At 38.0% G+C, this 26,603-nt stretch carries 24 protein-coding genes and 1 tRNA gene; 16 read left to right on the top strand and 9 right to left on the bottom strand.

Annotation, left to right across the window (positions count from 1 at the left end; genetic code table 11):
* Positions 1-110: 110 nt before the first annotated feature.
* From secF to queA, 8 genes are all read right to left on the bottom strand, one after another.
* Positions 111-1,073 carry a protein translocase subunit SecF gene (secF, locus tag B9T33_RS07945; RefSeq protein ID WP_086178398.1) on the bottom strand — a complete coding sequence of 321 codons (963 nt, stop codon included), beginning with the start codon at positions 1,071-1,073 and terminating at the stop codon, positions 111-113.
* A gap of 11 nt (positions 1,074-1,084) precedes the next feature.
* Positions 1,085-2,983 (bottom strand): protein translocase subunit SecD, encoded by a 1,899-nt coding sequence (gene secD, locus B9T33_RS07940; protein WP_086178397.1) that lies wholly within the window; start codon positions 2,981-2,983, stop codon positions 1,085-1,087.
* A 54-nt stretch (positions 2,984-3,037) separates the two neighbouring features.
* Positions 3,038-3,364, bottom strand: a complete 327-nt coding sequence (yajC, locus tag B9T33_RS07935) for a preprotein translocase subunit YajC (protein ID WP_086178396.1) — start codon at positions 3,362-3,364, stop codon at positions 3,038-3,040.
* Positions 3,365-3,470: 106 nt separating this feature from the next.
* Positions 3,471-4,601: a tRNA guanosine(34) transglycosylase Tgt gene (gene tgt / locus B9T33_RS07930; RefSeq protein ID WP_086178395.1), complete on the bottom strand. Its 1,131-nt coding sequence runs from the start codon at positions 4,599-4,601 to the stop codon at positions 3,471-3,473.
* Between the two features lie 128 nt (positions 4,602-4,729).
* Complete coding sequence (locus tag B9T33_RS07925; RefSeq protein ID WP_086178394.1) at positions 4,730-5,578, bottom strand: DUF4303 domain-containing protein; 849 nt, start codon at positions 5,576-5,578, stop codon at positions 4,730-4,732.
* A gap of 79 nt (positions 5,579-5,657) precedes the next feature.
* The gene (locus tag B9T33_RS07920) at positions 5,658-6,224 is read right to left on the bottom strand and encodes a LemA family protein (protein ID WP_086178393.1); all 567 of its coding nucleotides are present in this window, start codon (positions 6,222-6,224) and stop codon (positions 5,658-5,660) included.
* A 40-nt stretch (positions 6,225-6,264) separates the two neighbouring features.
* A complete protein-coding gene (locus B9T33_RS07915; RefSeq protein ID WP_086178392.1) occupies positions 6,265-7,293 on the bottom strand; it encodes a hypothetical protein in 1,029 nt (342 codons plus the stop codon).
* Positions 7,294-7,314: 21 nt separating this feature from the next.
* Positions 7,315-8,355, bottom strand: a complete 1,041-nt coding sequence (gene queA / locus B9T33_RS07910) for a tRNA preQ1(34) S-adenosylmethionine ribosyltransferase-isomerase QueA (protein ID WP_086178391.1) — start codon at positions 8,353-8,355, stop codon at positions 7,315-7,317.
* A 178-nt stretch (positions 8,356-8,533) separates the two neighbouring features.
* Between queA and B9T33_RS07905 the strand changes: the two genes are divergently transcribed.
* The 15 genes from B9T33_RS07905 to B9T33_RS07830 all read left to right on the top strand — a co-directional run bounded on the left by B9T33_RS07905 (position 8,534) and on the right by B9T33_RS07830 (position 21,757).
* Positions 8,534-8,620 (top strand) — tRNA-Leu (locus B9T33_RS07905).
* 188 nt (positions 8,621-8,808) lie between these two features.
* Positions 8,809-10,179, top strand: a complete 1,371-nt coding sequence (locus B9T33_RS07900; protein ID WP_086178390.1) for a tyrosine-type recombinase/integrase — start codon at positions 8,809-8,811, stop codon at positions 10,177-10,179.
* Between the two features lie 593 nt (positions 10,180-10,772).
* On the top strand, positions 10,773-11,606 hold the full coding sequence (locus tag B9T33_RS07895; protein WP_086178389.1) for a hypothetical protein: 834 nt from the start codon (positions 10,773-10,775) through the stop codon (positions 11,604-11,606).
* A gap of 182 nt (positions 11,607-11,788) precedes the next feature.
* The gene (locus B9T33_RS07890; protein ID WP_086178388.1) at positions 11,789-12,025 is read left to right on the top strand and encodes a transcriptional regulator; all 237 of its coding nucleotides are present in this window, start codon (positions 11,789-11,791) and stop codon (positions 12,023-12,025) included.
* Positions 12,026-12,039: 14 nt separating this feature from the next.
* Entirely contained in the window at positions 12,040-12,357 is a 318-nt protein-coding gene (locus tag B9T33_RS07885) for a helix-turn-helix transcriptional regulator (protein WP_086178387.1), read from the top strand.
* The gene (locus B9T33_RS07880) at positions 12,354-12,998 is read left to right on the top strand and encodes a hypothetical protein (RefSeq protein ID WP_086178386.1); all 645 of its coding nucleotides are present in this window, start codon (positions 12,354-12,356) and stop codon (positions 12,996-12,998) included. Before B9T33_RS07885 ends, B9T33_RS07880 begins: the two co-directional genes overlap by 4 nt.
* Positions 12,998-13,312 (top strand): hypothetical protein, encoded by a 315-nt coding sequence (locus B9T33_RS07875; protein ID WP_143224004.1) that lies wholly within the window; start codon positions 12,998-13,000, stop codon positions 13,310-13,312. Before B9T33_RS07880 ends, B9T33_RS07875 begins: the two co-directional genes overlap by 1 nt.
* On the top strand, positions 13,305-13,571 hold the full coding sequence (locus B9T33_RS07870; protein ID WP_086178385.1) for a hypothetical protein: 267 nt from the start codon (positions 13,305-13,307) through the stop codon (positions 13,569-13,571). The genes B9T33_RS07875 and B9T33_RS07870 overlap by 8 nt, the downstream gene beginning before the upstream one ends.
* Positions 13,572-13,907: a CHC2 zinc finger domain-containing protein gene (locus B9T33_RS07865; protein WP_067669845.1), complete on the top strand. Its 336-nt coding sequence runs from the start codon at positions 13,572-13,574 to the stop codon at positions 13,905-13,907.
* Positions 13,904-16,441 carry a DUF927 domain-containing protein gene (locus B9T33_RS07860; protein WP_086178384.1) on the top strand — a complete coding sequence of 846 codons (2,538 nt, stop codon included), beginning with the start codon at positions 13,904-13,906 and terminating at the stop codon, positions 16,439-16,441. Before B9T33_RS07865 ends, B9T33_RS07860 begins: the two co-directional genes overlap by 4 nt.
* Positions 16,442-16,503: 62 nt before the next feature.
* Positions 16,504-17,160: a hypothetical protein gene (locus B9T33_RS07855; protein WP_086178383.1), complete on the top strand. Its 657-nt coding sequence runs from the start codon at positions 16,504-16,506 to the stop codon at positions 17,158-17,160.
* A 785-nt stretch (positions 17,161-17,945) separates the two neighbouring features.
* On the top strand, positions 17,946-18,608 hold the full coding sequence (locus tag B9T33_RS07850) for a hypothetical protein (protein WP_228145800.1): 663 nt from the start codon (positions 17,946-17,948) through the stop codon (positions 18,606-18,608).
* A gap of 142 nt (positions 18,609-18,750) precedes the next feature.
* Entirely contained in the window at positions 18,751-19,338 is a 588-nt protein-coding gene (locus tag B9T33_RS07845) for a recombinase family protein (RefSeq protein ID WP_086178480.1), read from the top strand.
* Between the two features lie 635 nt (positions 19,339-19,973).
* On the top strand, positions 19,974-20,939 hold the full coding sequence (locus tag B9T33_RS07835) for a hypothetical protein (protein WP_086178381.1): 966 nt from the start codon (positions 19,974-19,976) through the stop codon (positions 20,937-20,939).
* Positions 20,936-21,757, top strand: a complete 822-nt coding sequence (locus B9T33_RS07830; protein ID WP_086178380.1) for a hypothetical protein — start codon at positions 20,936-20,938, stop codon at positions 21,755-21,757. The genes B9T33_RS07835 and B9T33_RS07830 overlap by 4 nt, the downstream gene beginning before the upstream one ends.
* Positions 21,758-21,946: 189 nt before the next feature.
* On the opposite strand, the gene B9T33_RS07825 is transcribed toward B9T33_RS07830, so the two are convergent.
* Positions 21,947-24,181 (bottom strand): NADP-dependent isocitrate dehydrogenase, encoded by a 2,235-nt coding sequence (locus B9T33_RS07825; protein ID WP_086178379.1) that lies wholly within the window; start codon positions 24,179-24,181, stop codon positions 21,947-21,949.
* Positions 24,182-25,243: 1,062 nt separating this feature from the next.
* Here B9T33_RS07825 and B9T33_RS07820 point away from each other — a divergent pair.
* Positions 25,244-26,515 carry a sensor histidine kinase gene (locus tag B9T33_RS07820; protein ID WP_086178378.1) on the top strand — a complete coding sequence of 424 codons (1,272 nt, stop codon included), beginning with the start codon at positions 25,244-25,246 and terminating at the stop codon, positions 26,513-26,515.
* Positions 26,516-26,603 lie beyond the last annotated feature (88 nt).

Genomic DNA, 26,603 nt, shown 5'->3' with positions numbered 1-26,603 from the left:
TACTTTTGATTTAATTTGCTTTGAAGATTTTAATTTAAAATTCTAAATTTAAGTCGTAAAAAACCCATCCGAAGATGGGTTTTTTTATTGAAAAGTCAAAGCAGAATTCCTTAAGGAATTTCTTCTTCTTCAAATTCAGGTTTCACTTGAACAATAAAGTCTTGACGGTTCAGACCACGCCATAGTGCGAAGGCAGTACCAATATAAATTGATGAGTAAGTACCCACAAATACACCAATAAACATCGCCACAGAGAACCAATGTAAACCTTCACCGCCCAAGAACAACATCGCTACAACAACCAGTAATAGTGTCATTGAGGTATGAATGGTACGGCGTAATGTTTCAGTCAAGGCAATGTTGACGATTTCCAAAGGCTCTGCACCACGAATTTTCCGGAAGTTTTCACGGATACGGTCAGATACCACGATGTTATCGTTAAGCGAGAAACCGAGAAGCGCTAGAATTGCAGCCAAAACGGTTAAGTCAAATGGCCATTGCATCATGGCGAAAACGCCGACAGTCACAAGTACGTCATGGAACAATGAAAGTACCGCACCCACAGCCAATTTAAATTCAAAGCGAATGGTTACGTAAACCAACATCAGTAGCAAAGCAAGACCTACAGCACCTGCAGAGCGTATATATAGTTCATTACCAACTTGACCACCCACAACGTCCACTTTATGTACTTCAGCTTTGTTGTTTGGAAGTTGCACCGCAGCAGTGATTTCTTTCGTTAAGTCAGCTGCTTCAGCGTGTTCTTGAACGGGCATACGCACCATCAAATCACGGTTAGATCCTAAAGTTTGCACGACAGAATCTTTAAAACCAGCTTTGTTTAAGGCCTCTGTTACATCAGTGGCTTTCACCGGTTGGCTGTAATTCAATTCTGCCGATACACCACCAGTAAAGTCCAAACCGAGGTTCAGCCCTTTGGTGCAAATGAAGAATATGCTGGCCAAAGTCAACAGGATCGAAATGATCGCTGCTGGCTTGGCAATTTTCATAAATGGAATTACATGCTCGTTGTCAGGACGGCCGTATTGTTTTGGTTGAGTATTTTCAGTCATCTCCGATCTCCTTAAATGCTCAACTTATGCAAGTTGCGTTTTTTGCCGTAAATGAGCTGTACAATCGCACGTGTTACTGTAATTGCAGTAAACATCGAGCAGACAATACCGATCATCAAAGTGACAGCGAAGCCTTTGATTGGGCCTGTGCCAATTGCAAACAAAATAAACGCCACAAGGAAAGTGGTTAAGTTAGAGTCGAGAATGGTGTTATACGCACGGTCATAACCAGCGACAATCGCCTGTTTGGGCGAGGCGCCCCATTTCATTTCTTCTCGTATTCGCTCACAGATCAGTACGTTGGCATCGACCGCCATACCAATGGTAATCACGATACCCGCAATACCCGGTAGGGTGAGGGAAGCGCCAATCCAAGACATGAAGGTTAAAATCATGGCTAAGTTAATGACCAATGCAAAATTGGCAATCAAACCAAAGAGACGGAAGAACACCACCATCCAAATCGCAACCAAGATGAAACCAACTTGAACTGACAGAACACCTTTATCAATGTTCTCTTGACCCAAACTCGGACCAATGACACGCTCTTCAACGAAGTACATTGGCGCAGCAAGAGCACCAGCACGTAACATCAACGCAAGTTCAGACGCTTCTTGCGGAGAATCAAGACCTGTAATACGGAAGCTTGAGCCTAATACTGCTTGAATGGTTGCCGCATTAATCACAACAGATTCAGTATATGGCGTACGAACTTCAGTTTGTGTGCCTGTAACAGGGTCTGCAACATAGCTAATTTTTTGTTTATTCTCAATGAACAACACCGCCATACGTTTACCAACGGCACTACGTGTTGCTTCAGACATCAACTTACCACCAGCTGTATCCAAAGTAATATTTACTTCGGCACCGCCTGTATCTTGGCTAAAGCCAGAAGATGCGTTTTGAACACGTTCACCCGTTAGGATACGGTTACGGTTAAGGAGCAATTGACGACCACTGTCGAGAGACTCATAAGCAAATGCTTCAGTGCCCGGTGGCAATGAACCTTTGGCTTGACCAGTGTACGGGTCAATATATTGATCGTTTAAGTCAGAAACTAAGCGGAACTCAAGGTTTGCAGTACGACCAAGCACACGTTTTGCTTCAGCTGTATCTTGTACACCCGGAAGTTCAACCACAATACGGTTGCTACCTTGGGTTTGTACCAATGCTTCAGCCACACCTAATTCGTTAATACGGTTACGTAAAGTCGTTAAGTTTTGGTTGACGGCATAAGACTGAATTTCTTGTTTACGTGTATCTGTGTAGTTTAAACGTAGAGTTGAACCCTCATTCGTCGCAATGGCTTGCTGAGCATACTCATTACCGTTACGGCGAAGGAAATCCATAGCAGCAGAACGATCATCATTATTTGCAAATTGCATCGTAATGGTGTTGTTGTTGAGCGTTAGGCTGTTGAATTTAAGTTTGTTATCACGGAATTGACGACGTAAGTCAGCTGCAGAGGTTTCCATACGTTGTGAAATGGCTTTATCCATATCCACTTCGAGTAAGAAATGTACCCCGCCACGTAAATCCAGACCTAGCTTCATTGGTTTTGCACCAATTTTTTGCAGCCATTCTGGCGTAGTCGGTGCAAGGTTCAATGCAACGACGTAGTCATCACCAAGACCACGACGTAGTGCTTCCTTCGCTTTTAACTGTTGTTCGCTAGAATCAACACGTAATAAAGCTGCATTATTGGTGAAGCTATTGTCATGACTGGCAATACTTTCAGATTTTAAAATTTGCTCTGCTTTTTGTACGATGCTTTGATCAATCTGGGTACCAGCTTTGGCACCTGAAATTTGAACAGCAGGTTCATCAGGATACAAACTTGGCAGGGCATATAATGTACTGATCACAAGTACAACTAGGATCAGTAGATATTTCCATGCTGGGTAACGCATTCGTTTTCTTCTTAAAATGAAAAAAGCCGTGCGGGTGCACGACTTATTTTTTGATTAAAGGTTATTTAGAGTGCCTTCAGGAAGAACTGAAATCACACTTGCGCGTTGTACTTTTACTTCTACGCCACGGTTCAGTTCAACAACAGCAAAATCACCTTCAATTTTAGTGATTTTACCCATTAAACCGCCCGCAAAAACGACTTCACTGCCTACGCCAAGGCTTTCGATGAGCGCACGATGCTCTTTTGCACGTTTTGACTGAGGACGCCAAATCAAAAAGTAGAAGATTGCAACGAATACCGCAATCATCAACAAGTTTGCCATCATGTTGGGTTGTGCAGCTTCACCTGCCGCGTGAGCAGTAGAAATAAAAAGGCTCATTTCATTTTCCTAAACTAAAAAAACTGGTTATCAAATAGTTGATAAATAAATTGGACTTGTTCAGCAATTTACCTTGTCTTTTTCTTCAGCGCAAATGCTGTAAGAATTAATCTTGCGGACAAGTTGGCACTTCCATGCCACGACGACGGTAAAAGTCTTCAACAAAGTCATCAAATGTTCCGTTGTCGAGTGCATCACGCATCGCTTCGGTTAAACGTAGGTAGTAACGCAAGTTATGAATCGTACCGAGCATTGAACCCAGCATCTCGCCACATTTTTCAAGATGGAACAGATACGATTTTGTAAAATTAGTACAGGTATAACAGTCGCAATGTGGGTCTAACGGACTTTGATCGTGACGATATTTTGCATTACGAATACGTACCAAACCGTCGGTCACAAAATAATGACCATTACGTGCATTTCGAGTTGGCATCACACAGTCAAACATATCGACACCGCGGCGCACCGCTTCAACGATATCTTCAGGTTTACCGACACCCATCAAGTAACGTGGTTTATCCGCAGGCATTTTTTCAGGAAGATAATCAAGAACTTTGATCATTTCTTCTTTTGGTTCACCAACGGATAGGCCACCAATCGCATAACCATCAAAATCAATTTCTTTTAAACCATTTAAAGATTCATCACGTAAATCTTCATACATGCCGCCTTGGATAATCCCAAACAGTGCATTGCGATTTTTCAGTACTTCATGATGTTGAGTCTTACAACGTTTTGCCCAACGTAAAGAAAGTTGCAATGATTTTTGCGCTTCTTCATGGGTTGCTGGATAAGGCGTGCATTCATCAAAGATCATCACGATGTCAGAGTTCAACGTATGCTGAATGTCCATCGAGATTTCAGGTGATAAAAAGACTTTAGAACCGTCAATTGGAGAGCGGAAGGTTACACCGTCTTCTTTAATTTTGCGCATAGCGCCAAGGCTGAAAACTTGGAAGCCACCGGAGTCAGTTAAAATTGGGTTATTCCACTTCATGAATTGGTGCAAGCCACCATGTTCACGAATGACATCTAGGCCTGGGCGTAGATATAAATGGAAGGTATTACCCAAAATCACTTGGGATTTAATTTCTTTAATATCGCGTGGGAGCATGCCTTTTACAGTACCGTAAGTACCGACAGGCATGAACATTGGTGTTTCAACCACACCATGTTCAAGGGTTAAACGGCCGCGTCGAGCACGGCCCGATTGCGCCAATTTTTCAAACTTCATACAAGGTCCAAATCAAGGCGAAAAAACAGTTCGCTGATGGTAAGAGTGTTAAAAGTGCTCTATTTTCCTTGATTCTGCTACTAAACGCTAGCATTGTCGGGTGTTAAGTCTGTAAATATATCAAATGGCTAATTATATAAGGCATCAGCGCTGATTGTGGCATTGTGATAGAACTGATTAATTCTGGACAATATTTCGTCCTTATCCATGGCAAATGTGCCTTTGGGATCTGTGGTCATGGCAATAATGCTTTGTACCAACTTTTGAATATAGGGGTTGGTATTGGTATAGCTATTTTCCAAACTCAGCACATAGGCTTCATTGGCGACATGCAGGTAGTTGTAAGGTTCAATTTCCACCAGTTGCGCCAAGTCGATCAGCATATCTTTATCATTTTGCGTAAGCTTCATCCGTTTGGGGATGCTACTGAGATCTAATGGTTGCTTATGTTGTAGAAAATCCTGTAGTTGAGGATGATCTTCATTCAAAAACTGTGCTGAATATATTTCAATTTCAGGCTGAGTCGGAATACTGATAAAAAATAAAATATCTTTAATGTTTAATTCATGAGACTCAACTAAAGCCAATTGGGCTTGCTGAAAGGCCGTTAACAAAAGATCTAAATGATGATTTTGTGCTGCATTTGTATGCTGCGTATCAGATACTGTATTGGGCTGCTGATGGTTTAAATAATCCGAAAGGATAAATTTAAATTGTGCTAAACCATTTTCTAGAGTTGGCATGGTTCGATAACGCCACTTTTGCACATTCCAGCGATCATTTTCAGCGAGATATTGAGAAGCGTCTTCTTCTTCGGCAAAAATACTGCGGGTTGTAGAAATTGTGAAATAGTCTACCAATAAAAATTTATTAAAGACCAGTGCGCATGCATAAATGTGGTCATGGCTGTGTTGTTCGTAGAGTTTTAAAAATTCTTCGATTAACACATCTTTTAAGACAGAGATGTGATTGAGCATAGTTATTTTCATTCTAAGTTTGAGGCGCTCCATGCACCTCATGGTTATTTTTTTATATTTTTAGCGTTAAAGCCCGAACTTAAAAGTTCGGACGATAATCAAAACTTTGGCTTGCAGCTTGGTCGCGAAAAGGGCGTACTGCTTTTTTACTCAGTAAAAGCGTATTAATGATGTTATTCGGAAAAATCTGAATATGGTTATTAAACAGCTCAACATTGCGGTTAAATATGGTAATCGCCGCGCCGACATTTTCATTTTGCTCTTCAATTTCATTCATCATTTTGAGATAAATTTCATTGGCTTTGAGTTCAGGGTAATTTTCAACCACCACATTTAAGCTGCGCATAAGCTCTTTGTTTAACGCTTCAATGCGTTGCAACTGGCTTACATCGGTGCTGTTGATGTTGAGGTTCATAATGTTTTGACGTAATTCAGTCACCTTGGTTAAGGTATCTTGTTCAAAACTTGAATATTGTTCGACCAAGGGTTGCAAGCCATCTAATATTTTAATTTTTTGGCGTTCGTAGCTAGCCACATCTGACCATGCACGAATCGTTGCATTATGATGACGCACAATATTATTTCGAATAATGATTGCACCAATAATCAGCGCGACAATGACCAGAACAAAAATCAAAAGCCCCATAAAATTTTATCCTCAAGATAAAAGTTGAATAATTAGTAGATTATTTTAAAAACTGAAGTAAGTCATTTTTTAAGTTTTCTAGCGCGACCAATTTAAAGGTTCTTAAATGTCCACGCAAAGCCGAAACATCTTGAATTTTCTTGGCTTTACTGCTGACTTTAAATAAATCTTCTGAACCAAGATAGCACATAATTCGATTGTTTGGATGAAACAACAGGTCACCACGACGGGCTTCAAAAAAATTAGAAAGTCGTAGCACAAAAGCAGGCGTTAATAACTTAGCCCCTTCAAGTTGATTGCTACAATAAAATTTAAGTTTGCGATTGGTTTGAATGTCGCTACTGTGCCAAGGAAAGCTATAGGGGTAAGCGTAGTCTGTACCAGATGCTGATACAGCTAAACCATGTAAGCCAATATCAAAGACAAAAACACCCCAAAGGTCTTTGTGTGTTTCTTTGATAGTCACTTCATCGCCATCTTTATCACGCACACGAATTTCATCGACATAATGATATCTAAACACCACAACTTGATGTTGCTGCTGGTTTTCATCTTCCCAAACTGTGCTGGCGAAACTTTGAATATCATTGGATAAACTTCCCTGATTAAACACAGGAAACATGCGCTTTAGATTGCCAATAAATTGTAAATTGTTGAGTGGCATGGAGATGTATTGCGGTTGCTTATTAAAAGCCAGTTGATATTTTTTTGCGATGCATTCTTCTTCTAAAAAATTAACCACTTCATTTAAAGCATCATCTTTTTCATAACTGATATAAGCCCAAAAGAGCATGGCTAAACCTGCTACGAAGCACAATTGTGCCCAGCCATGCTCGGGCTGAATAATGATAAAGAACATAAACCCAATACCTATGGCACCGAAGGCAATAGGCAGCAGATTTTCAAACTTTAAAGTAATGGGCCCATTCCAAGGATGAAGCCCATCGAGGAGTTCTTGATGGGTTTTTGCTTGACGACCAACGTCCCAGAGCCGAGCGATATTTTGAAAAACCACAGCATTCTTTTTACGGCGAATATGGATGGAGTGCTTTACAGAATCGATCGGCATGGGGGCTAAGTCACCACATAGTTATTGATGGTTAATGTTGTCAATCAGCATGGCATCACCATAACTGAAAAAGCGATATTGGCTATCCACTGCATGGTTGTAGGCATTTAAAATATTGTCGCGGTTCGATAAAGCTGAAACCAACATGAGCAGGGTAGACTCAGGTAAATGGAAGTTTGTGATTAAACGATCTACGACTTTGAACTCATAACCTGGGTAGATAAAGATTTGTGTGTCGCCAGTCCAACCTTTGAGTTCGCCGCCATTGGCTTGGGCTGCGCTTTCAGTTGCACGGGTTGCTGTTGTACCAACGGCAATCACTTTATTACCACGTGCTTTGGTTTCACGAATCAAAGCCATGGATTGTTCTGAAACGTCACACCATTCACTGTGCATAATGTGATTTTCAATGTCATTGGTACGAACAGGCAAGAACGTACCCGCGCCCACATGTAAAGTGACAAAAGTTGTTTTAATGCCTTTGTCTGCGAGTTTTTTCAGTAAGGCTTCATCGAAATGCAAGCTCGCTGTTGGTGCGGCAACGGATGCAAGTTTGGTTGGGTCGTTAAATACTGTTTGATAGCGCTCAGTATCAATCGCTTCTGCTTCACGGTTGAAGTAAGGCGGAATCGGTAAAGCACCGTATTTATCTAACACGTCTAAAATAGACTGTGAAAATTCAACCACAAATAAGTTTTCATGGCGACCTTGAACAGTCGCTTTCACTTCATCTGGACCAATAAACAGCTCTGCACCTTCTTTCGGTGTATTGCTGGCTTTAATATGGCAATGTGCTGTTTTCGGGTCAAGAATACGTTCAACCAAAACTTCTACTGCACCACCTGTTGCGCGTTTACCTTTGAGGCGTGCTTTCATGACTTTGGTATCGTTCAATACCAATAAATCACCTTCATTGAGTAAGTCTAAAATGTCAGTGAAATGATGGTCATGGTATTGACCATTTACATCGAGATGAAGCAGGCGAGAGGCACTACGAGTTTCGAGTGGGTAACGAGCAATGAGTTCGTCAGGGAGATTGAAGTTAAAGTCAGAAAGTTGCATGTCAAGAAATCTGAAAAGAAGCAAAAGAAATTTGGCCTAGTATAAACTTTTTTGGGTTTTAACGCTGAAATTGATGGATTATCCATCTAAAAAATCTTATACGCTTTATTTTTAATCAATTGGAATTTTCTTGCGTTGACAAGTTTCTGAAAAAGTTTATTATACGTTTCAACACCTACCCGAGGTGGTGAAATTGGTAGACGCGGTGGATTCAAAATCCACTATCAGAGATGATGTGTCGGTTCGAGTCCGACCCTCGGGACCACAGATATAAAATTATATGCCAACATACAGCATATAAGCTTCGAAAGCCCTGATAATTCAGGGCTTTGTTGTTTTTAAATGCAGAAACATACAAACATATACCACTATACAGCGTAAAATAATAAGGATACATTTGAGGATATATCCACTGCGGTCAACTTCCGTATCCTCATTCGGAGTGAAATCCTTATGGCTAAACAGATTAAGCCACTTTCTTCTACTCAATGTGATAGCGCAAAACCTAAAGAAAAAGATTACAGCTTGTATGATGGGCAAGGTCTAATTTTATTTGTCCGTAAGAATGGCTCGAAAGTTTGGCGATTCAAATATAAAAGACCTAATGGTAAAGATGGATTAATGACATTAGGGAACTATCCAGCACTTACACTCAAAGAAGCTCGGGAACGCCGTGCAATCTATTTAAATCAATTAGCCAATAATATTGATCCTATTAATCAAATAAAGATTGAAGAAGCCAAAAATAGCGATGAGTTTAGTTTTGAACGTATTGCACGAGATTGGCACGAGGCATATGTAGCTACTGGCAAGTGGAATCAAGACACAGCGAGAAAAGCCTTAAGCAACTTTGAAATGTACGTTTTCCCTGTCATTGGTAGCAAACCAATAGATACGATTAAAACCCGAGATTTGTATAGCGTCCTAAGTAAGATTGAAGAAAAGGGCTATTTAGAAATTGTAAGTAAAACACGGCAAAGGTTTTCAGGCATTTTCGCTTATGCCATTACTAAGGGCTATATTGACCTTAGCCCAGCCGTGGCATTGAGTGATGCAATCACTATTACAAGAAAGACAAAGCATTACCCTAAATTGCCATTGGTACGATTGCCTGAATTTTTCAGCCGTTTAAGGAATGACGGAGGCAACCCAATTACCAAACTGTGCTTAGAGTTTGCCTTGCATACCTTTGCCCGATCTAGTGAGCTACGCTTTGCACGCTGGAATGAGTTTGATTTTGATAAAAAGATATGGACCATACCGCCTACAAGGGAATTGATTGCTGGATATAAAGATTCTCACAGAGGCGCAAAGATGAAAGAAAAGCATCTTATCCCTTTATCTCCACAAGCATTGAAACTCATTAAAGAAACTCAGGTTTATAGCGGTATTTCCTTGAATGTATTCCCTAATAGTGTAGATATGGGCGGTTTTCTGAGTGAAAACACAGTCAATGACATGATTAGACGTATGGGGTACAGCACCCAAGATGATGTATGTATTCATGGCTTTAGGGGCATGGCTTGTGGTGCATTGATTGAAAGCACTTTATTTACTGAAGATGCAGTAGAGAAGCAAATGAGCCACCAAGAACGCAATGGCGTGAGACTGGCTTATATACACCATGCTGAATTTATGGAAGAACGTAGAATGATGCTTTGTTGGTGGAGTGATTACCTAGAAGCTAACCAAGAGAAATTTATTAGCCCGATGGAGTTTAGCCTTTCATTGATGGAGCAGGCAAAGCAGGGCGTAATTAACATTAAATATGCGAAGTTGGTTAAGCTTAAATTGGCTGAAATGACAAATTCATTCATAGCTTAATTGGGCATACATAGCATACGCAAAAACAGCCTTTAAATTGTGAATTTTGCCCAAGCTCTAATTTTTATGTTTTACGGATATAGTGTTTTTTTGAGTGTTACAGGTGTTACAAGGTTACATTATTGTTTTATAAGGAATTAATCTTAAAAAGCTGTAACACTTTTTATTTAATAGGTTACACATTTGTTTTTATTGAACTATTTTAAATTTTAAGGACATGGTTTTGTGACTGTAACCTACTTTTGAATAGGTTTTTACGGCATATAATGAATATTTTTATTTTCATAAGTTATTGTTTTATATCTGTTAAATTTAAATTTTGACTGTAGCCAATTTTGTAACCTATTTTATTCTGAATTTTGCATATGGTGAATGAGTTACAGAATAGGGAATTGCCAACCGTGTGAACGCTGGAAAGCCTGAATATTTGGATTAACACCTATTTTATTGACCAAAATGACAACTTTTAGAACAGTCCTCTGTACTTTGCATAGGCAAGATGAATGATTTAATTTTTGTGGAATAAGTTGAGCATATGCAAATATAAGGCACTATATAGTTTTTGAATTTCATTAATTTGGGAATGAGTAAATATGATGGAAATTAATCCATATGAATTAGACCCAGAAGAAGCACGTCACCATTTTTTTGATTTTCAAGAAAGAATTTTTAATAAAATTCGCAGTGAAATGTATGATGTGCAAGATGATATTTCATATATTGTGCAATGTTATGATCATTCTTATGACTTTAGTGATGTTGATTATGAGGTCATGACATATCTAAGAAAAAATGGACTTAACACACAGCACATTGAGGTAAAAAAAGATAAAAAAGCAAATCTAGATTATTACTTGGCTATGTATTTTGGATTGGAAACAACAGAACATTTTTTTAGAAACTTTAAAACGATGGACTTTGATACTCAATTAAGTAACTTGTCTTATGCTAAAAATCAGTTAGCAATTTTAGGTGCCTTATCACCCACTGGAGAACCTAAACAAAAAGTACGAAATACTAAGGGGCAGTCTAAAGGCGGTAAAATATCAGGTGAAACTAGGTATAAAATTACACGACAAAGAGCAAAAACAGAATGGGAGAAATATAAAAGAAATATCCCTGAATGGAAAAAGTACATTCGAGAATTTAGTCAATATGAAAATGAAATAGAAGAAATTATAAAAAGTTTTGAAAAGTCTTTCGATAATGCTTTAACAGGCTTAAGGCTAAAAGGAGCGAGTGAAGAAAATAAAAAATTAATAGATGAAAAATATACAGATAGTACACAAATACCACGTTTAGCTATAGGTTGGATCAAAGAGTGGGAGAATTTACCCAATAGGCAAAAAGAAATAGCGCATCAAAAACGATTTAATCGAAAATTTAAAGATAGCCCCTTTCTGAATTTTGAAGTTAGAAAAAAATAATATTTTTCAATTATTTGAAAAATGATCGCTGGAGTTGATAAAACCATATGAACTATTTTTTTTAATTAAATCTAATAAAATTCATATATTTAATAAATGACAACTTAAATTTTTAGTTGCAATCTGTTTTGTACTTTTCTTGAAACACAGAATAGCCCTCATATATCAACGAGGGCTAACAGATGCAAATCCATACTTTACCTAATCACTCCACACCTATACGAGTATCTCAAAAAACGGCTTGTCAAATGCTAGACCTTACAGCAGAGGGGCTACGCAAACTCATGGCAAAAGATGCGACCTTTCCAGTGCCATATAAGACAGGAAAAACAAGGCAATCGGCTGTCTATTTTGATTATGCCGAATTGGTGCAATGGCATAACAACCAAAAGCAAGCCAATACAGTGCAATCGGCTTAGGTGGGGGAGTGGTCATGCTTGAACAATACAAGTCGAGTGGAAACCCACAAGGATCAGAGCGTTATTACCGCATGAAAGACCTTGCCAATATTCCTGAACGTCCAGCACGTATCCATCAATATAAATCAGGCATTAACAAGGGCAAAACCCGAGTAATTGGCGAACGTAGAGCCAGCAAAGGGCTAATTGGTGTATCTGAAAAAACACTATGGGAATGGGTCCGTAAGGGTGAATTCCCCCAGCCAATAAAACTTAGCCCAACCATCACCGTATGGCGTGCGACAGATATAGCTGAATGGATGAAATCCAAAGAAACGGAGGCTAAATCATGAAAAATGAAACGCCAAAAGAAATTAAATACAGTCATATCAATATCGGAGATAAATTTCAGGCACAAGCCTATATTTATTTAACAAAGGCTATTTCACACATTGCCAGTATTGGGAGGAAATCTGAATTTTGTTGGTTGGTCAGTTATAAAGCCTTGCCTGCTGAATCCCACTCTGCCTTTGCGCACCAAGAGTATGCTGTGTTTAATCCTGAGTTAAATTATATTCAAGATGGTTTTATTTTTTCTAATGGAAAGCGGATAGCCATAGAAATAACGGCTTATGTGCCTATCTATAATGCAGAAACTCTAATTGATTGGCGTAACAATCAAGGGTTTCACCAACTTGAAAAAGCTCTTATTTTGCCATTAGGGGTGATTAAAACTGTCATCAACTATGCTGAGCTTGCACAAGACCGCCATGATTATATTCACTTAGGGCATACGCTAAATAAAAATCCGCAGCATAACAGCCCTTGTATTGGTGTGGATGGTTGTTTGTTCAACTTAATCACCCATAGCATGCGAGCAGATGCACGGAAATATCATATTCAAGGGCAAGACAGCATTGCCTTACATTTAAGAGCCATCAAACGATTAAATCAAGCGGTAAAAGCCCATGCAGAAAATGGAGGGCTTTTTTAATGCTTACCATACCATTACTGCAAAATCACATTGCAAACAACAGTAAAGCTTTATATCCTAAACATGCCCAACAAAAAGCAGTTGGGTTAGCTTTGGTCGGCTATTTTCTACAAGGCGCACAGTCCTTTATATGGACTTTTTTTGTGCGTACTATCTCTATGCGTTTGCATTTTATGGCGAAGCTGGAGAGGGACACTCTCGAGTGTGTAGGGAACCTTGTAGACCTATCGACCAACCCTTTTCAGCTTTGCCACCCTCATTTGGTCGTGAATGGTAAAGCTCCTAAACTACAAGGAGTGCATAATCATGCCTAATACTTCAATTTTAAAAGATCACTCAATAGATTTATCTGATTTGGCAACTCAAGCCAAAGGCAATGTTGCCCACCTTGCTTTTTTATTTGATGAAGTACAAGAGCAAATTTATCAACTTAAAAGCCATATTAAAAATGGTTACTCCCTACAGCTTGAACATTTTGATGAGCTGGACAAACTCATGAATATTTCTATTGAGCTAGCCCATGTTTATGAAATTCGCTTTCGTGATTTAGAAAAAGAATACGAGGGCGAATAAATGAAAAAAGCGCACCCTACGCTAGGGAAATACCGAAACACCAATACCGATAAGTCAAAGAAATTTGGCTTAAATCGGGCATTACTTCCTGATCCTATCGAATATTTAACCGCTAGAGGCTACGCCGTCAAAGGTCGTGGCGAATGGCGAGAAATGATTTGTCCTTTTCATGATGATAGTACCCCAAGCCTACGTATAAACAGCCGTAAAGGTTGCTTTAAGTGCATGGCTTGCGAAGCCAAAGGCGGTGATTTGATTGCATTTCACCAATTGCTTACAGGTAAGTCTTTTATTGAAGCGTGTAAAGACTTGGGCGCATGGGAGAATGACAAATGACTGAATTTTTAGATTATCAGGAAGTCCAGGAACAAGCTTTTATCCATGCTCAAAAGCTGGCAGAACGCGAGGTTAAAAACGGCTATCAGTTTGAGTACCTATTCAGCTATACCAATGGTCACGGCATGCCAGTGTATTGGAAAGTGAGAGCCAAAAACTACCATACTGGTGATAAATGGATACGTGTATTCTCCAGTGGTGAACGAGGTTTTAAATTTGGTGATCCTGATTTCAATGAGCTGTATCCAGTTGGCCAAGGTAAAAAGCCGTTGTATGCCCTTGAACTTGTATTAAATCTTGCTGAAAAACAGCCGATTTATATCGTTGAAGGTGAGCAGAAAGCCGATTTTCTTAATTCATTGGGTTTAATAGCGACAACATGCGGAGGCAGTGGCAATACGGATAAAACCGACATAAAACCACTGGCTAAGCATGACATTGTGATATGGGCAGATAACGACAAGGCCGGGACCAAGTTTTTTAATGAAATTGCCCAGCAACTCGATGTATTGGGTTGTGATATTCGATATATCGTCTTGGATGGGCTGAATTTGCCCGAAAAAGGCGATGTAATGGATTGGGCAGATCTACGCAAGCAACGGGGGCTAACCACGACAGCAAGCGATATTACAGCCTTAATCACAGCACAGTATCAGCCACCATCACCAAGCGATAATTTACCTGATGGTATGCTTGCAGAGCCAATGGAGTGGGAAAATGGCAGTTTTGAGGTACACGATAAAGGCGTGTTCTATATTGAGAAACTGAAAAATGGTGAATATCGGGAACGCTTTATATCTAGTCCAATTCTTGTAACGGCTAAAACAAGGGATAACACCAGTAATAATTGGGGGCGTTTATTGCAGTGGCAAGATGATGCTTTTATTCACCATAACTGGGCTGTACCGAATGAGCTATTTCAAGGTGATGGTACAGAGTCACGAAAAGCCCTATCCAATCAGGGGGTGATTATTACCCCTGACCGCAGAGGCAGAGAGCTTTTTCAAATCTACCTTATGAGTTATCCAGTCGATAAATTTGCTTTATGTGTGGATAGTGTTGGCTGGCATGGTCATCGTTATGTATTGCCGACAGAAACCTATAGCAATCCAGCCACTAAGCATGATGAAGTGATCGTGTATCAGCGTACAGATGGGCTAGATAACCGCTTTCAATTCAAAGGTGAATTAGAAACGTGGAAAAATGGCGTAAGTCTTTTACTCGAAAGCCATTCAAAGCTTGTATTTAGTGTAGCGTGTGCCTTTGCTGGGCAGTTACTTGAACCATTAAATCAGCAAGGCGGTGGCTTTCATATTAATGGCACATCATCCAAAGGGAAGAGTACTGCTATTTATCTTGCATGCAGTGTATGGGGACACCCGAAAGAGTATTACCGTACTTGGCGATCTACAGGTAATGCCCTAGAGCAAACAGCCTTTATGCACAATGATGGTTTTTTGGTATTGGATGAAATTGGCGAAGCCAGTGCCAAAGATATTGGGCAAACCGTGTATATGCTTGCCAATGGTCAAGGTAAGGCGCGTATGGCAAGAACAGCGATAACCAAAGCCCCACAGCAATGGCGTGTATTGTTCTTATCCAGTGGCGAAAAGACATTTAAAGAGATTTTGAACGAAATTGGGCAAACGGCAAAACTTGGGCAAGAAATACGTTTACCTGAAATCAGTTTAGATGCTTGTGAGCATGGTGTATTTGATCTTGTGGATTTTGCCCCTGATGCTTCACAGCAAGCCAATATGTTGTATGAAAATTCAATCAATGCTTATGGTGTGGCTGGTAAAGCATGGCTTGAATATTTGACCAATGATAAAGGTCAAATGACTGAAACCGCTTTAAAACTGTACCAACAATATAAAGCAAAACTTACTCCCGATAATGCACAAGGGCACATTGCCCGAGTGGCTTCACGTTTTGCTGTTGTCGCCGTGGCTGGCGAGCTGGCAACACAAGCAAATATTACAGGCTGGAAAAAGGGCAGGGCTTTAGAGGCTGTAATCAGCGTATTTAAGACATGGCTAAACAGCTTTGAAATGGTCGGGGACTTTGAAGATCGGCTGATACTCCAGCAAGTCAGAGCATTTTTTGAGGCGAACGGAAATAGCCGTTTTGATACCTTAATTGAGGGCAATAAACGGGCAAGCTATGGCAATTCAGATCATGCTGATGATGCAAGCACAGATACCAAGAGCTTTAGAGAAAAAACCATGTATCGAGTGGGCTATAAAGTGGTAAATGCCCAACAGCGCGAAACCTTGCGTTATTTGTTCTTTAAAGAGCAATTTAAACAGGAGCTTTGTACTGGTTTTGATCCTAAAAAAGTAGCAAAAGTGCTTAAAAAACACGGCTGGTTAGACTGTGCTAATGGTAAAACAACCAAACAGGAACGTACTCCAGAAAGTAAGAATCCAGTTTGGCTATATGTGTTCAATACTTCAATGTTTAGCTATGACATTGAGAAAGCCACCAATCCATATACGGATGACGTAAACACAGGCACAACCATAGATATTTAACTCAATTACAGGCTGTACGAGCATTTAACGCCGTGCAGTCTTTTTATTGGTGATCTTAAATAATGAATATTGCACAGTTAATTAGCCAAGTTTTACAGCACTATGGCGCAAGCCTTGAGCTAATCAACAATCAAGTTTTACGCTTACATCATTCTGATGATATACCCCAGCAAAGCACAGACCTTGTACGTAAATACAAACCACAGCTAATACGTCATTTACGGCTTCAATCATGTTATGAGCTATTGGAGCATATCCAGCAAGAGGGTGCAGAAATAGAGCTAATAGACAGCCAAACTGTGCGTTTACATCATGCAGAGCGCATCACAGATATTGAAATACAGAAAGTAAAACAGTCTAAAGCAGAAATTATCGAAATACTGAGCAATTCGACTGCATCAAATGCCGAAATATTGGACCACGATATACAGCAAGAAGTGATACAGACCTATTTTGATCGGCTAGAGCGATACCGTAGCAACTTGCGTAAAATTAATAATCCTGTAGAAAATGCCCTTGTTAAGCCTGAGCATGTACGACAAGACCTAATACAGAAATTCCTAGTGAATCAAGAACAAGCCCAGCATTTTATTAATGCCCTAATTGAACAGAACATCTTTTATTACGATAGCAATTTTAGATTCTATTTATTCCCTAATTTCACCCATCCTGCGATGGAAGCTTTTCAGCACCACAATAGGTTTGCCCAAGCTAATTAAATCAATCAGATTTTAAATTTTCGCCGTAGGGTGGCAAGGGCGAGGATATTCATTCCGAAATTTTGGCACTGTTTTGTAATGTAGGTGAGAATCCTAGATAAGCCACAAATAAAAACTCATAAAGTTTATTCAAAACTGCCAAAAGATAAATAATCTTGCCCTAGTTGCTCCAATCTTTATTTACTTTTATCGAAATTGGAAATTTTTTTATACGTGAGAAAGAGGGGCGGTGTCCGCTTAAGGCGAATTAAGATATTTTTCATGCCCCCCTGACCCTAAATCGTACCCCATGTAACATGATTCAAAGGTTCAGAGTGTTACAGATAAATTTATATAAAACAGTCTTGTAACCTGTGTAACACTTGTAACATCTCAAAAATAATAGATATGTGTAGCAGAAAAGATACAACTATAATTAATTGAATAAAAACTATATAAGATATTGATATATAAGTAATTTTACAAATAAGAGTAAGTTTATATATGTATATATATTCATCATTATTTATATGGGGGAATTGAAAAAACTATATAAATCAGTCTTGTAACCTATGTAACATCTGTAACACATAGAAAATATAGATATTTAATTATTGGCAAAACATACCATATTCTTAGTGTTTCTCTATTTTTGCACCAATATGAACCGCAAAAATGATACCCCCTCCCTACGACTTTTGACCAAGAGAAAATTTCATGGGGGGACGGTCTTTATTTAGGTGTTTCCCTTTGACTTTTGACCCCATATCCCCTTGATCGGTCAAGCCAATAGGTGCGGAGAGTAATTGCATCACAGTCAAAAATTTTGGAAAGGTATTTCCCCTTGCCAAAGGGAACACTACGGCAAAACCATCAATGTGGTTTTAAGAGTGAACATAGGCAGTTACGGCATTAATCTTCATCGACTATACTTAATGATTATCCCTTATTTTCAAAGAAGAGCATTTGATATGGATGGACTTCAATTACTTATTGAACAACAAAACGAATTTGAAGCCTATAAAAGTGAGAAAGCTAGACAATTGGAAGAGCATGTAAACCATCTAAAGTATTTGATTACAACAGAGTTCCTTTCTACCTGTCCCGATTTCGATCATGAGATTAAAGAAGATAATATTTTATCCTTTAAGTACAAGGAATTAATTCTTCTAATTCAAATTGTTAATCCTATAACGGAGAAGCGTAATGAGAAAGAATATAATTTTGCTGAGCGTGCTACTAAAAGATTAAAAGTTAAAGTAACTATGAAAAGAAAAAAGGCAGCGCATTCAGAAACCTTTGAAATATTAGATGTAACTCAGTATAAAAAGAATGGACCTTACACATATAAATATGATGATAAGTCCACTGAAGATTTTCTCGAATTACTTAATTTATTCTTTAAGTACTTTGTTAATAAAAAAGTTGAATTCAATCAAAGTGAATTTACAGGGGGCTTTGGTTTGTAGACCTTTACCTATCATTAGACTATACGTCAAATGTAATTGATAAACTTATTTGTCAGCCTATCATTTAACTTGTTTACTTTATTAAATGATAGGATTATCATAATTCTTATCAAGTGATAGCTATATGATAAAGGCTGATGATATGACAATTAGAATATATGTTAGAGCAAGCACCAAAGATCAAGATGCAGAACGAGCATTGAGTGATCTTGTCTCATTCAGCCAAAGCTATGGCGATCAATACAACACATACATAGAAAACTATTCAGGTACGAAGCTAGAACGCCCAGCATTAAACCAATTACTTACAGAGGCAAATAAGGGCGACATTCTTTTAGTTGAAAGTGTGGATAGACTTAGCCGACTATCACAAGATGACTTTGCAATTCTAAAAGATAAGATCAAGGCCAAGGGTTTGCGTTTAATCGTTGCTGATCTACCAACCACACATACCATTAATGATGGAATGACAGGCGAGATATTGAATGTAATTAATGCCATGCTGATTGATCTATTAGCAACAATGGCTAAGCTGGATAACGACAAACGCAAAGAGCGAATTAAGCAGGGATTGGCACGTTCAGGTTATAAACCTAAAGGTAAGACTGCTAACACAGCTAAACATGAGCGTATTAAACAGTTATTGAGCAAAGGTGATATGACAAAAGAAGAAATTGCAAAAGCTGTAAGTGTGGGAATTGCAACGGTTTATAGAGTTGCTAAGGAATAAATAATAAGGATACGTTTAAGGATATAACTTTTATAATGTAAATATAGTTTATTTATATCAGTATTTTATTGATACAACCGAGTCTGACCCTCGGACCAAAATTCTAAAAGACCCCAAGCTTATTAAGACTTGGGGTTTTTTATTGTCTGTAATCAAATGGTTGTATAGTTTTTTCAACACTTTGCTTGAAGTTTAATTGATTGTAATTTACTAAAATTAAGGCTATTGCCAACTATAGTAAACATCCAGCTTAGGAAGTTGGATGTTTAAGATAATGGTCAAGCCAATTAAGCCACTAACATTTAATCCTATTTATTCTGCACAAACTAAAGATAAAGATTACACCTTATGTGATGGTGAAGAGCTATATTTAAGAATTAGAAAATTAGGTTCCAAAACTTTGATCTTCGAATACAAAAATGTTCAATGTAGTCGAGTTGTTCTCATAATTGGGTATTACCTTCAATAATCGACTTTGGTTTGTGCCTTGTAATGTTACAATGGGTTTCCATGCTTGCTCATTGTTTTACTATGATAACTAGAATAAAAATTATGATTTTTTTGTAAAAAGGTATGTGGATTTGTTCTTAGTGATTGGGTAAGATATTTAAGATAATTAATGACTTAGTATTTATATGAATAATGATCAACAAGAATTAAATTTAGGTTTAGATGACGCTGAAAATGGCTTTGTAGAAGACTTGAATTATATAAAGGAAAAGTTAACCAGTATCAATTTAAATGATTTTGATATGAGAGCTTCTGCTAATATAAGGCCAAGTATAAGATTAAATGAAATAAAAAGATTTTTTTCTGAAATTGATAAAATAATCTCATTTTATCAAAAATATACAAATTTATTTAATAATGATATTGCAGGAGAACGAGTGATAGGAGGGGTTAAACAATTAACTTCTTTATTAAAGATAAATGATAATTTTCAAGAAATTTTTCAAGAAGTATCGAGTTTATCTAGAAGGATCTATGAGGGGTTTTTGAGATTTAAAAGTCAAACCTTATTTGAGACTTTAGAAGATGAGTTAACTAATGCAAAAAATGAAGTTAATAATATTAAAGCTGCAAAACTAGCGATTGAATCAAATGCAACTGATGAAATTTATCAGCAATTATCTGAAAAATATGAAGAAGAATATGAGCTTAATAATGAGTATTTTAGAAACTCATTGATTATCACAGTTTGTTGTACGATTTTATCTATTTCTTATACTTTCAATACACCTATAGCTGACATTAATTGGGCTGTATTTATATCAGTCAAACTTTTGATTTTGGCAGTTGGGATTACACTTTGTACATTGTTTCTACGTCGATCTGCTCATGCAAAAAAATTGCATGAAAAAGCGTATAAAACCCATGTCGAAATTAATGCTTATCCTCTATTTATAAGGTCATTGGAAAAATCTGACCAGCAAGAAATCACTAAAGAACTTGCACTTCGATACTTTGGTAATGATATGGATCAAACTCAAAATGATAAAATTGGTGATTTGGTTCAGGATCAATTATCTGCAGGTACTGAATTGATACGTGCAAGCGCTGAAATGGTAAAAGCAAAAAACGGAAAAGGTGATGAAGAATGAATACAATAAGTTTTAACTTAGGTTTTGTACTTTTCTTTTCACTCATTGTTTGGGTATTTTTAGCAAATGACTTCTATTTAAAAATATTTTTTTTAAAGAAGACTCAGAAAAAACGAAAAAATGACAGTACCGAAATTGATATTTTTGAACAAGTATATGGTGGGGGAAAAATTCCATCTTATATAAAAAATGATATTCAAAAAAGTCAGGATACATATGAATTATTGTCATTATATTTGGCTTCACAAAAATTTATTAATTTAAAAGCATACAAAAAACTTAGTAAAAGTACAGTGAGTAGCCTATATAAATATTGCGTAGAATGTATAATTGGGGCTAATTATACATATTTTAATTATTTTTTAATAGCATTAAGGTTTCTAGCTATAGCGGGCTGCTTATATTTATTTTTTATATTTTTTGATAAAATACTTTTAAGTTTAGATGGTATATTACCTCAAAATAATCAGTATATTTTATTATCTATATTGTTTATTATAGTTTTAATGCCTTATAAAGTTTTTATTAACAGCCCATTTTTTAATAAATTATTTGGTTTGTTTGTATTTGTGGCTTCTATTCTTTTGTCATTATTTACTGTGGTATACGTTAATAATTATTCAGGTGATATTGTTTTTGATAAATTACTTCTTTCAGTTGTTTTGACATTATTAATTGTCTTAATTGGAGCATATTCATATGTTGGATACGCTAGAGTAGAATATTTAGAAAGATTTTTTAACCTTCTAAAATTTAATTTAAATCCATCGAGCCAAGCAGATCCATCGACTCAAGAAAATCAAAATTCTAATACGTAGAAATTTAAATAATAAGAACAGGAAGGTTCCTCCTCTTTTTTAATTGAAATCTAGAACCTATATTTAAGTTACTTGTCTACAAAATATTTTTTCATCAAGTACACAAATTGAAAGATATATATTATAAAAAAACCAGCACTTTCGCGCTGGTTTTTTTACGTCACTAACTTGCGTTAGTTCAGTTTCAACTTATTGAGCAGCATCAAGAGCAGCATTTAAAGTTGCGCTTGGACGCATAACGTCGTTTACTTTTGCAGGGTCAATTGCATAGTAACCGCCGATATCAACTGATTTGCCTTGAACTGCAGCAAGCTCAGCAACGATTTTTTCTTCGTTGTCAGCAAGTGCTTTAGCAAGAGGAGCAAACTTCGCTTTAAGCTCAGCATTTTCGTCTTGTGCAGCAAGTGCTTCAGCCCAGTATTTAGCTAGGTAGAAGTGGCTGCCACGGTTGTCTAGCTCACCAGTACGACGTGATGGAGATTGATCGTTATCGAGCAATTTACCAGTCGCTTGGTCAAGCGTTTGAGCAAGAAGTTTCGCTTGAGCGTTGTTTTCTTTAATGCCCATTTCTTCTAGAGAAACAGCAAGTGCCAAGAACTCACCTAAAGAATCCCAACGTAAGTGGTTTTCTTCAACAAGCTGTTGTACGTGTTTAGGCGCAGAACCACCAGCACCAGTTTCGTACATGCCGCCACCTGCCATTAACGGCACGATAGAAAGCATTTTCGCTGAAGTACCCAATTCCATAATCGGGAACAAGTCTGTTAGGTAGTCACGTAGAATGTTACCTGTTACAGAGATTGTATCTAGGCCACGAGCAACACGTTCAAGTGTATAACGCATCGCACGTACTTGAGACATGATTTGAATGTCTAGACCGTCTGTGTCGTGATCTTTCAAGTATTTTTCAACTTTTTTGATCACTTCGTTTTCGTGTGGACGGTACGGGTCAAGCCAGAAGATAGCCGGCATACCAGAGTTACGAGCACGTGTTACAGCAAGTTTAACCCAATCTTGAATCGGAGCGTCTTTCACCTGACACATACGCCAGATATCGCCTTCTTCAACATTTTGAGACATCAACACTTCACCAGTTTCGATATCAACAATATTTGCAACACCAGCTTCAGCAATTTCAAATGTTTTGTCGTGTGAGCCGTATTCTTCAGCTTTTTGCGCCATCAAACCAACGTTAGGTACAGTACCCATCGTACGTGGATCGAAGTTGCCATTCCATTTACAGAAATTGATCATTTCTTGGTAAATACGTGCGAAAGTTGATTCTGGCATTACAGCTTTACAGTCGTAAGGTTTGCCGTCAGCGCCCCACATTTTACCGCCACCACGGATCATTGCAGGCATAGAAGCATCTACAATTACGTCGTTAGGTGAATGGAAGTTTGTGATGCCTTTAGCAGAATCAACCATTGCCAGTGCAGGACGGTGTTCTTGGCAAGCGTGTAAATCACGGATGATTTCTTCACGTAAAGAAGTCGGAAGAGTTTCGATTTTCTCGTAAAGACCAGACATACCATTGTTGATGTTAATACCTAACTCATCAAACAATTTGCCGTGTTTCTCAAACGCTTCTTTGTAGTAAATCTTAACGCAGTGACCGAATACGATAGGGTGAGACACCTTCATCATGGTCGCTTTAACGTGTAGAGAGAACAAAATACCAGCTTCGCGGCAATCTTCTAACTCTTTTTCATAGAAGTCGCAAAGTGCTTTTTTGCTCATGAACATTGAATCGATGATTTCGCCGTCTTTAAGCGCAACTTTTGGCTTAAGAACAATCGTTTCACCAGATGTAGTGATCAATTCCATTTTTACGTCACGCGCACGGTCTAAAGTCATCGACTTTTCACCATGGTAGAAGTCACCTTCGTCCATGTGAGAAACGTGAGTTTGTGACCACTGCTTCCATTCGCTCATAGAGTGCGGATGCTTTTTAGCGTAATTTTTTACTGCAGCAGGTGCACGACGGTCAGAGTTACCTTCACGAAGTACAGGGTTTACAGCAGAACCTAAACATTTGCTATAACGAGCCTTGATTGCTTTTTCTTCCTCAGTCGCCGGATTTTCCGGGTAGTTAGGAACAGCAAAACCTTTAGACTGTAATTCTTTGATGCATGCAGTTAATTGACCAACTGAAGCACTGATGTTAGGAAGTTTAATGATGTTCGTGCTTGGATCTTGAGTAAGTTGTCCAAGCTCTGCCAAATTGTTTGGCACCTTTTGTTCTTCGCTTAGATAGTCTGAAAATTCAGCGAGTACACGAGCGGCTACAGAGATATCGCGTTTAACGATTTCAACGCCAGCTGGTTTAGTAAAGGTTTCAATGATCGGCAGCAGAGAGTAAGTCGCCAATAATGGCGCCTCGTCGGTCAGTGTGTAAATGATAGTTGACTTTCCACCAGCCATATATAGCCCCTTGCTTTAGATTGTGTCTTTGAGGTCCGAGCTTGTGGCTCGCCTCTATGAACCGATTTGCTTAAATAAAACTATGAAAGTATCGGGGTTCCTTGCTTTTCAGTCAACGCAAGATCCTGTGATGTGGTCATTTCGTAGAAAAATGATACAAAAGAAGTGAGGTTAAACAGCCATTTTCGGCTTCAACCTAGAAAATTTACAGCTTAGCGGGTATTGATTCATAGCTCAAAGCTATTGAACAATTTAAATTATGCGTTTTTGTTCTTTGTACTCATATCTTTCATATAAGGTCGGACTCAAGTTGTAAAGCAATCAATAGAGGAGGTCAAATACAAAGACTAAGATTTTAGCTGTAGAGCTGCTTTGTTTGATTGAAAATCATCCGTTGTCGTCAAATACCCATAAAACGCTGCTTTTGAAATGATTGATCTATAAATGACAGTCTTATAACAAAAGGCCATAAGCCATATGACGAGCATATTGCCAATGATAAAACCTTAGACCTAAATCAAAAAATGCGTGATTAGTAAACTATTTGTTAGGTCCGGTTAATAAATTGCTTTTTAAACGAAGCGTGCTTTTTTAAGATATTCAGGAAATTAGTCTAATAGTCATGAAGGAATACCCAGAAATAGTCATATAAAATGAAGATATGGCGAATGAGTTCATTGTTTTAAACCAAGGATGTGAAAAAGGTCTGAGTTTTAGCCTTTAGATCTTTATTTGTTATGTAAAGGAATATTTCTTATTGAAAGTGGTGGTTTTTCTTCATTTGATTGTTTGGTATTAAATATTTTACGAAATTAAATGTAAAATTTAAGTTAAGTATATGTTTATTTTTAAAATTATAATTTTTTTTGTTTTTTTTAATAATATTTTTCTACTAATAAAATATACCAATTGGTAAACTAAAATAATTGTTTTTTCTACGTAAATGATATTGGTCTTTTTGTTAGCATTTGTTATTGAGCTGTTAAACTGAATTTGCTATTAATCTATCAATAGATCGGTTGGTTTAAAAAATTGAGTACAGACCCCAACGGGAGCAAAGGAATGGTTTTACAATTACTAGAAATTGGAACACAGACTGAACTTTTGGCTTCCTGTCGCCTGTCTTTATTGATGGGGGTCTATACTGATGATAACCGCATTGAGGACTTTTTAAAGTTTGCACGAGGCATATTACAGACCGATAGTGCATTGTTGACATTTAAAGGTGAACCTTATATTTGGTATGCCTCTGATCATGAAGTCAAAGCTTTTCTTGCCAAAGCCGATGAGCAAAAACTAGATCAATTTTTTCAAAATCAAACGCGTGTAGATAAATACTCGAATAATTATCAAGAATTTAGTGATTACATACATCAGCTGGGTGTTGGGCATGAACGTTTGGTTGCTTTTGATTTAAAATATGATCAAGAAAGCATTGGTAAAGTTCTATTGTTTGATGATCAAGTGCTGGACTTCGTCGAGAAGCAACTCAAGATCGTTGAAGAGTTTGTCCAAAGCTTGGTCAATATTATTCAGCTTCGGGTGGAAAATGCAGAATTAAAAGAAGCATATGAACAGCAATCTGCACTTAATTTTAGTAAAACCAAGTTCTTCCAAATTATTGCTCACGATTTACGAGCACCGTTTCACGGACTATTGGGTTTTTCCGAAGTGCTTGCACAAGAGCGCGAAACTTTGGATGAATCCAATGTGCAAAATATTGCGGACTATTTATACGACACCACGCAATCGACTTATAACTTATTGGAAAGTCTATTAAATTGGGCGATGGCAGAAGGTGGGCGATTCGTCTATCACCCGATCAATTTTGACTTACATCAATCTGCAAAAATTGTCTGCGATGTCTTAAATAGCTTAGCAGTGAAGAAAAATATTCAATTAATCAATACCATTCCTGTCGGCACCAAAGTAAATGCTGACATTAATATGATCACCTCAGTAATGCAGAACTTGGTTTCAAATGCGTTGAAATTCACTCATACCGATGGACGCGGGGTAGTCTCGATAGTTGCAGAAGCGCAGGGAGATCAGGTGCAATTTGCCATTCAAGACACTGGTTTGGGGATGTCACAAGCTCAAATTAATGAGCTATTTCAGCAAAAAATGACGGTGAGTATTAAAGGGACAGCGGGTGAACATGGAACTGGACTTGGTCTGGTCTTATGTAAACGCTTTGTTGACTTAAATTTTGGTGAAATTGAGGTCAATTCTAAAGAAGGTGAAGGGACAATTTTTAAAGTACGCTTACCGATTGCGACCAGTGGACACCAAGCCTTAAGTACAGAGATTAAAAAGGACATTACTTTAGGTTAGCCTTTAGTTGAAAATTCGCCTTCCGAAGGCTAAAAAACCTTTTCCCTCAGCCTGTGCAGCTGTTATAACTAGAAAAAATTATGCAGGG

It is taken from the genome of Acinetobacter sp. ANC 5054 (assembly GCF_002135295.1).
In the GTDB taxonomy this organism is placed as follows: Bacteria; Pseudomonadota; Gammaproteobacteria; order Pseudomonadales; family Moraxellaceae; genus Acinetobacter.
This window is presented reverse-complemented; position numbering and strand designations above follow the sequence as displayed.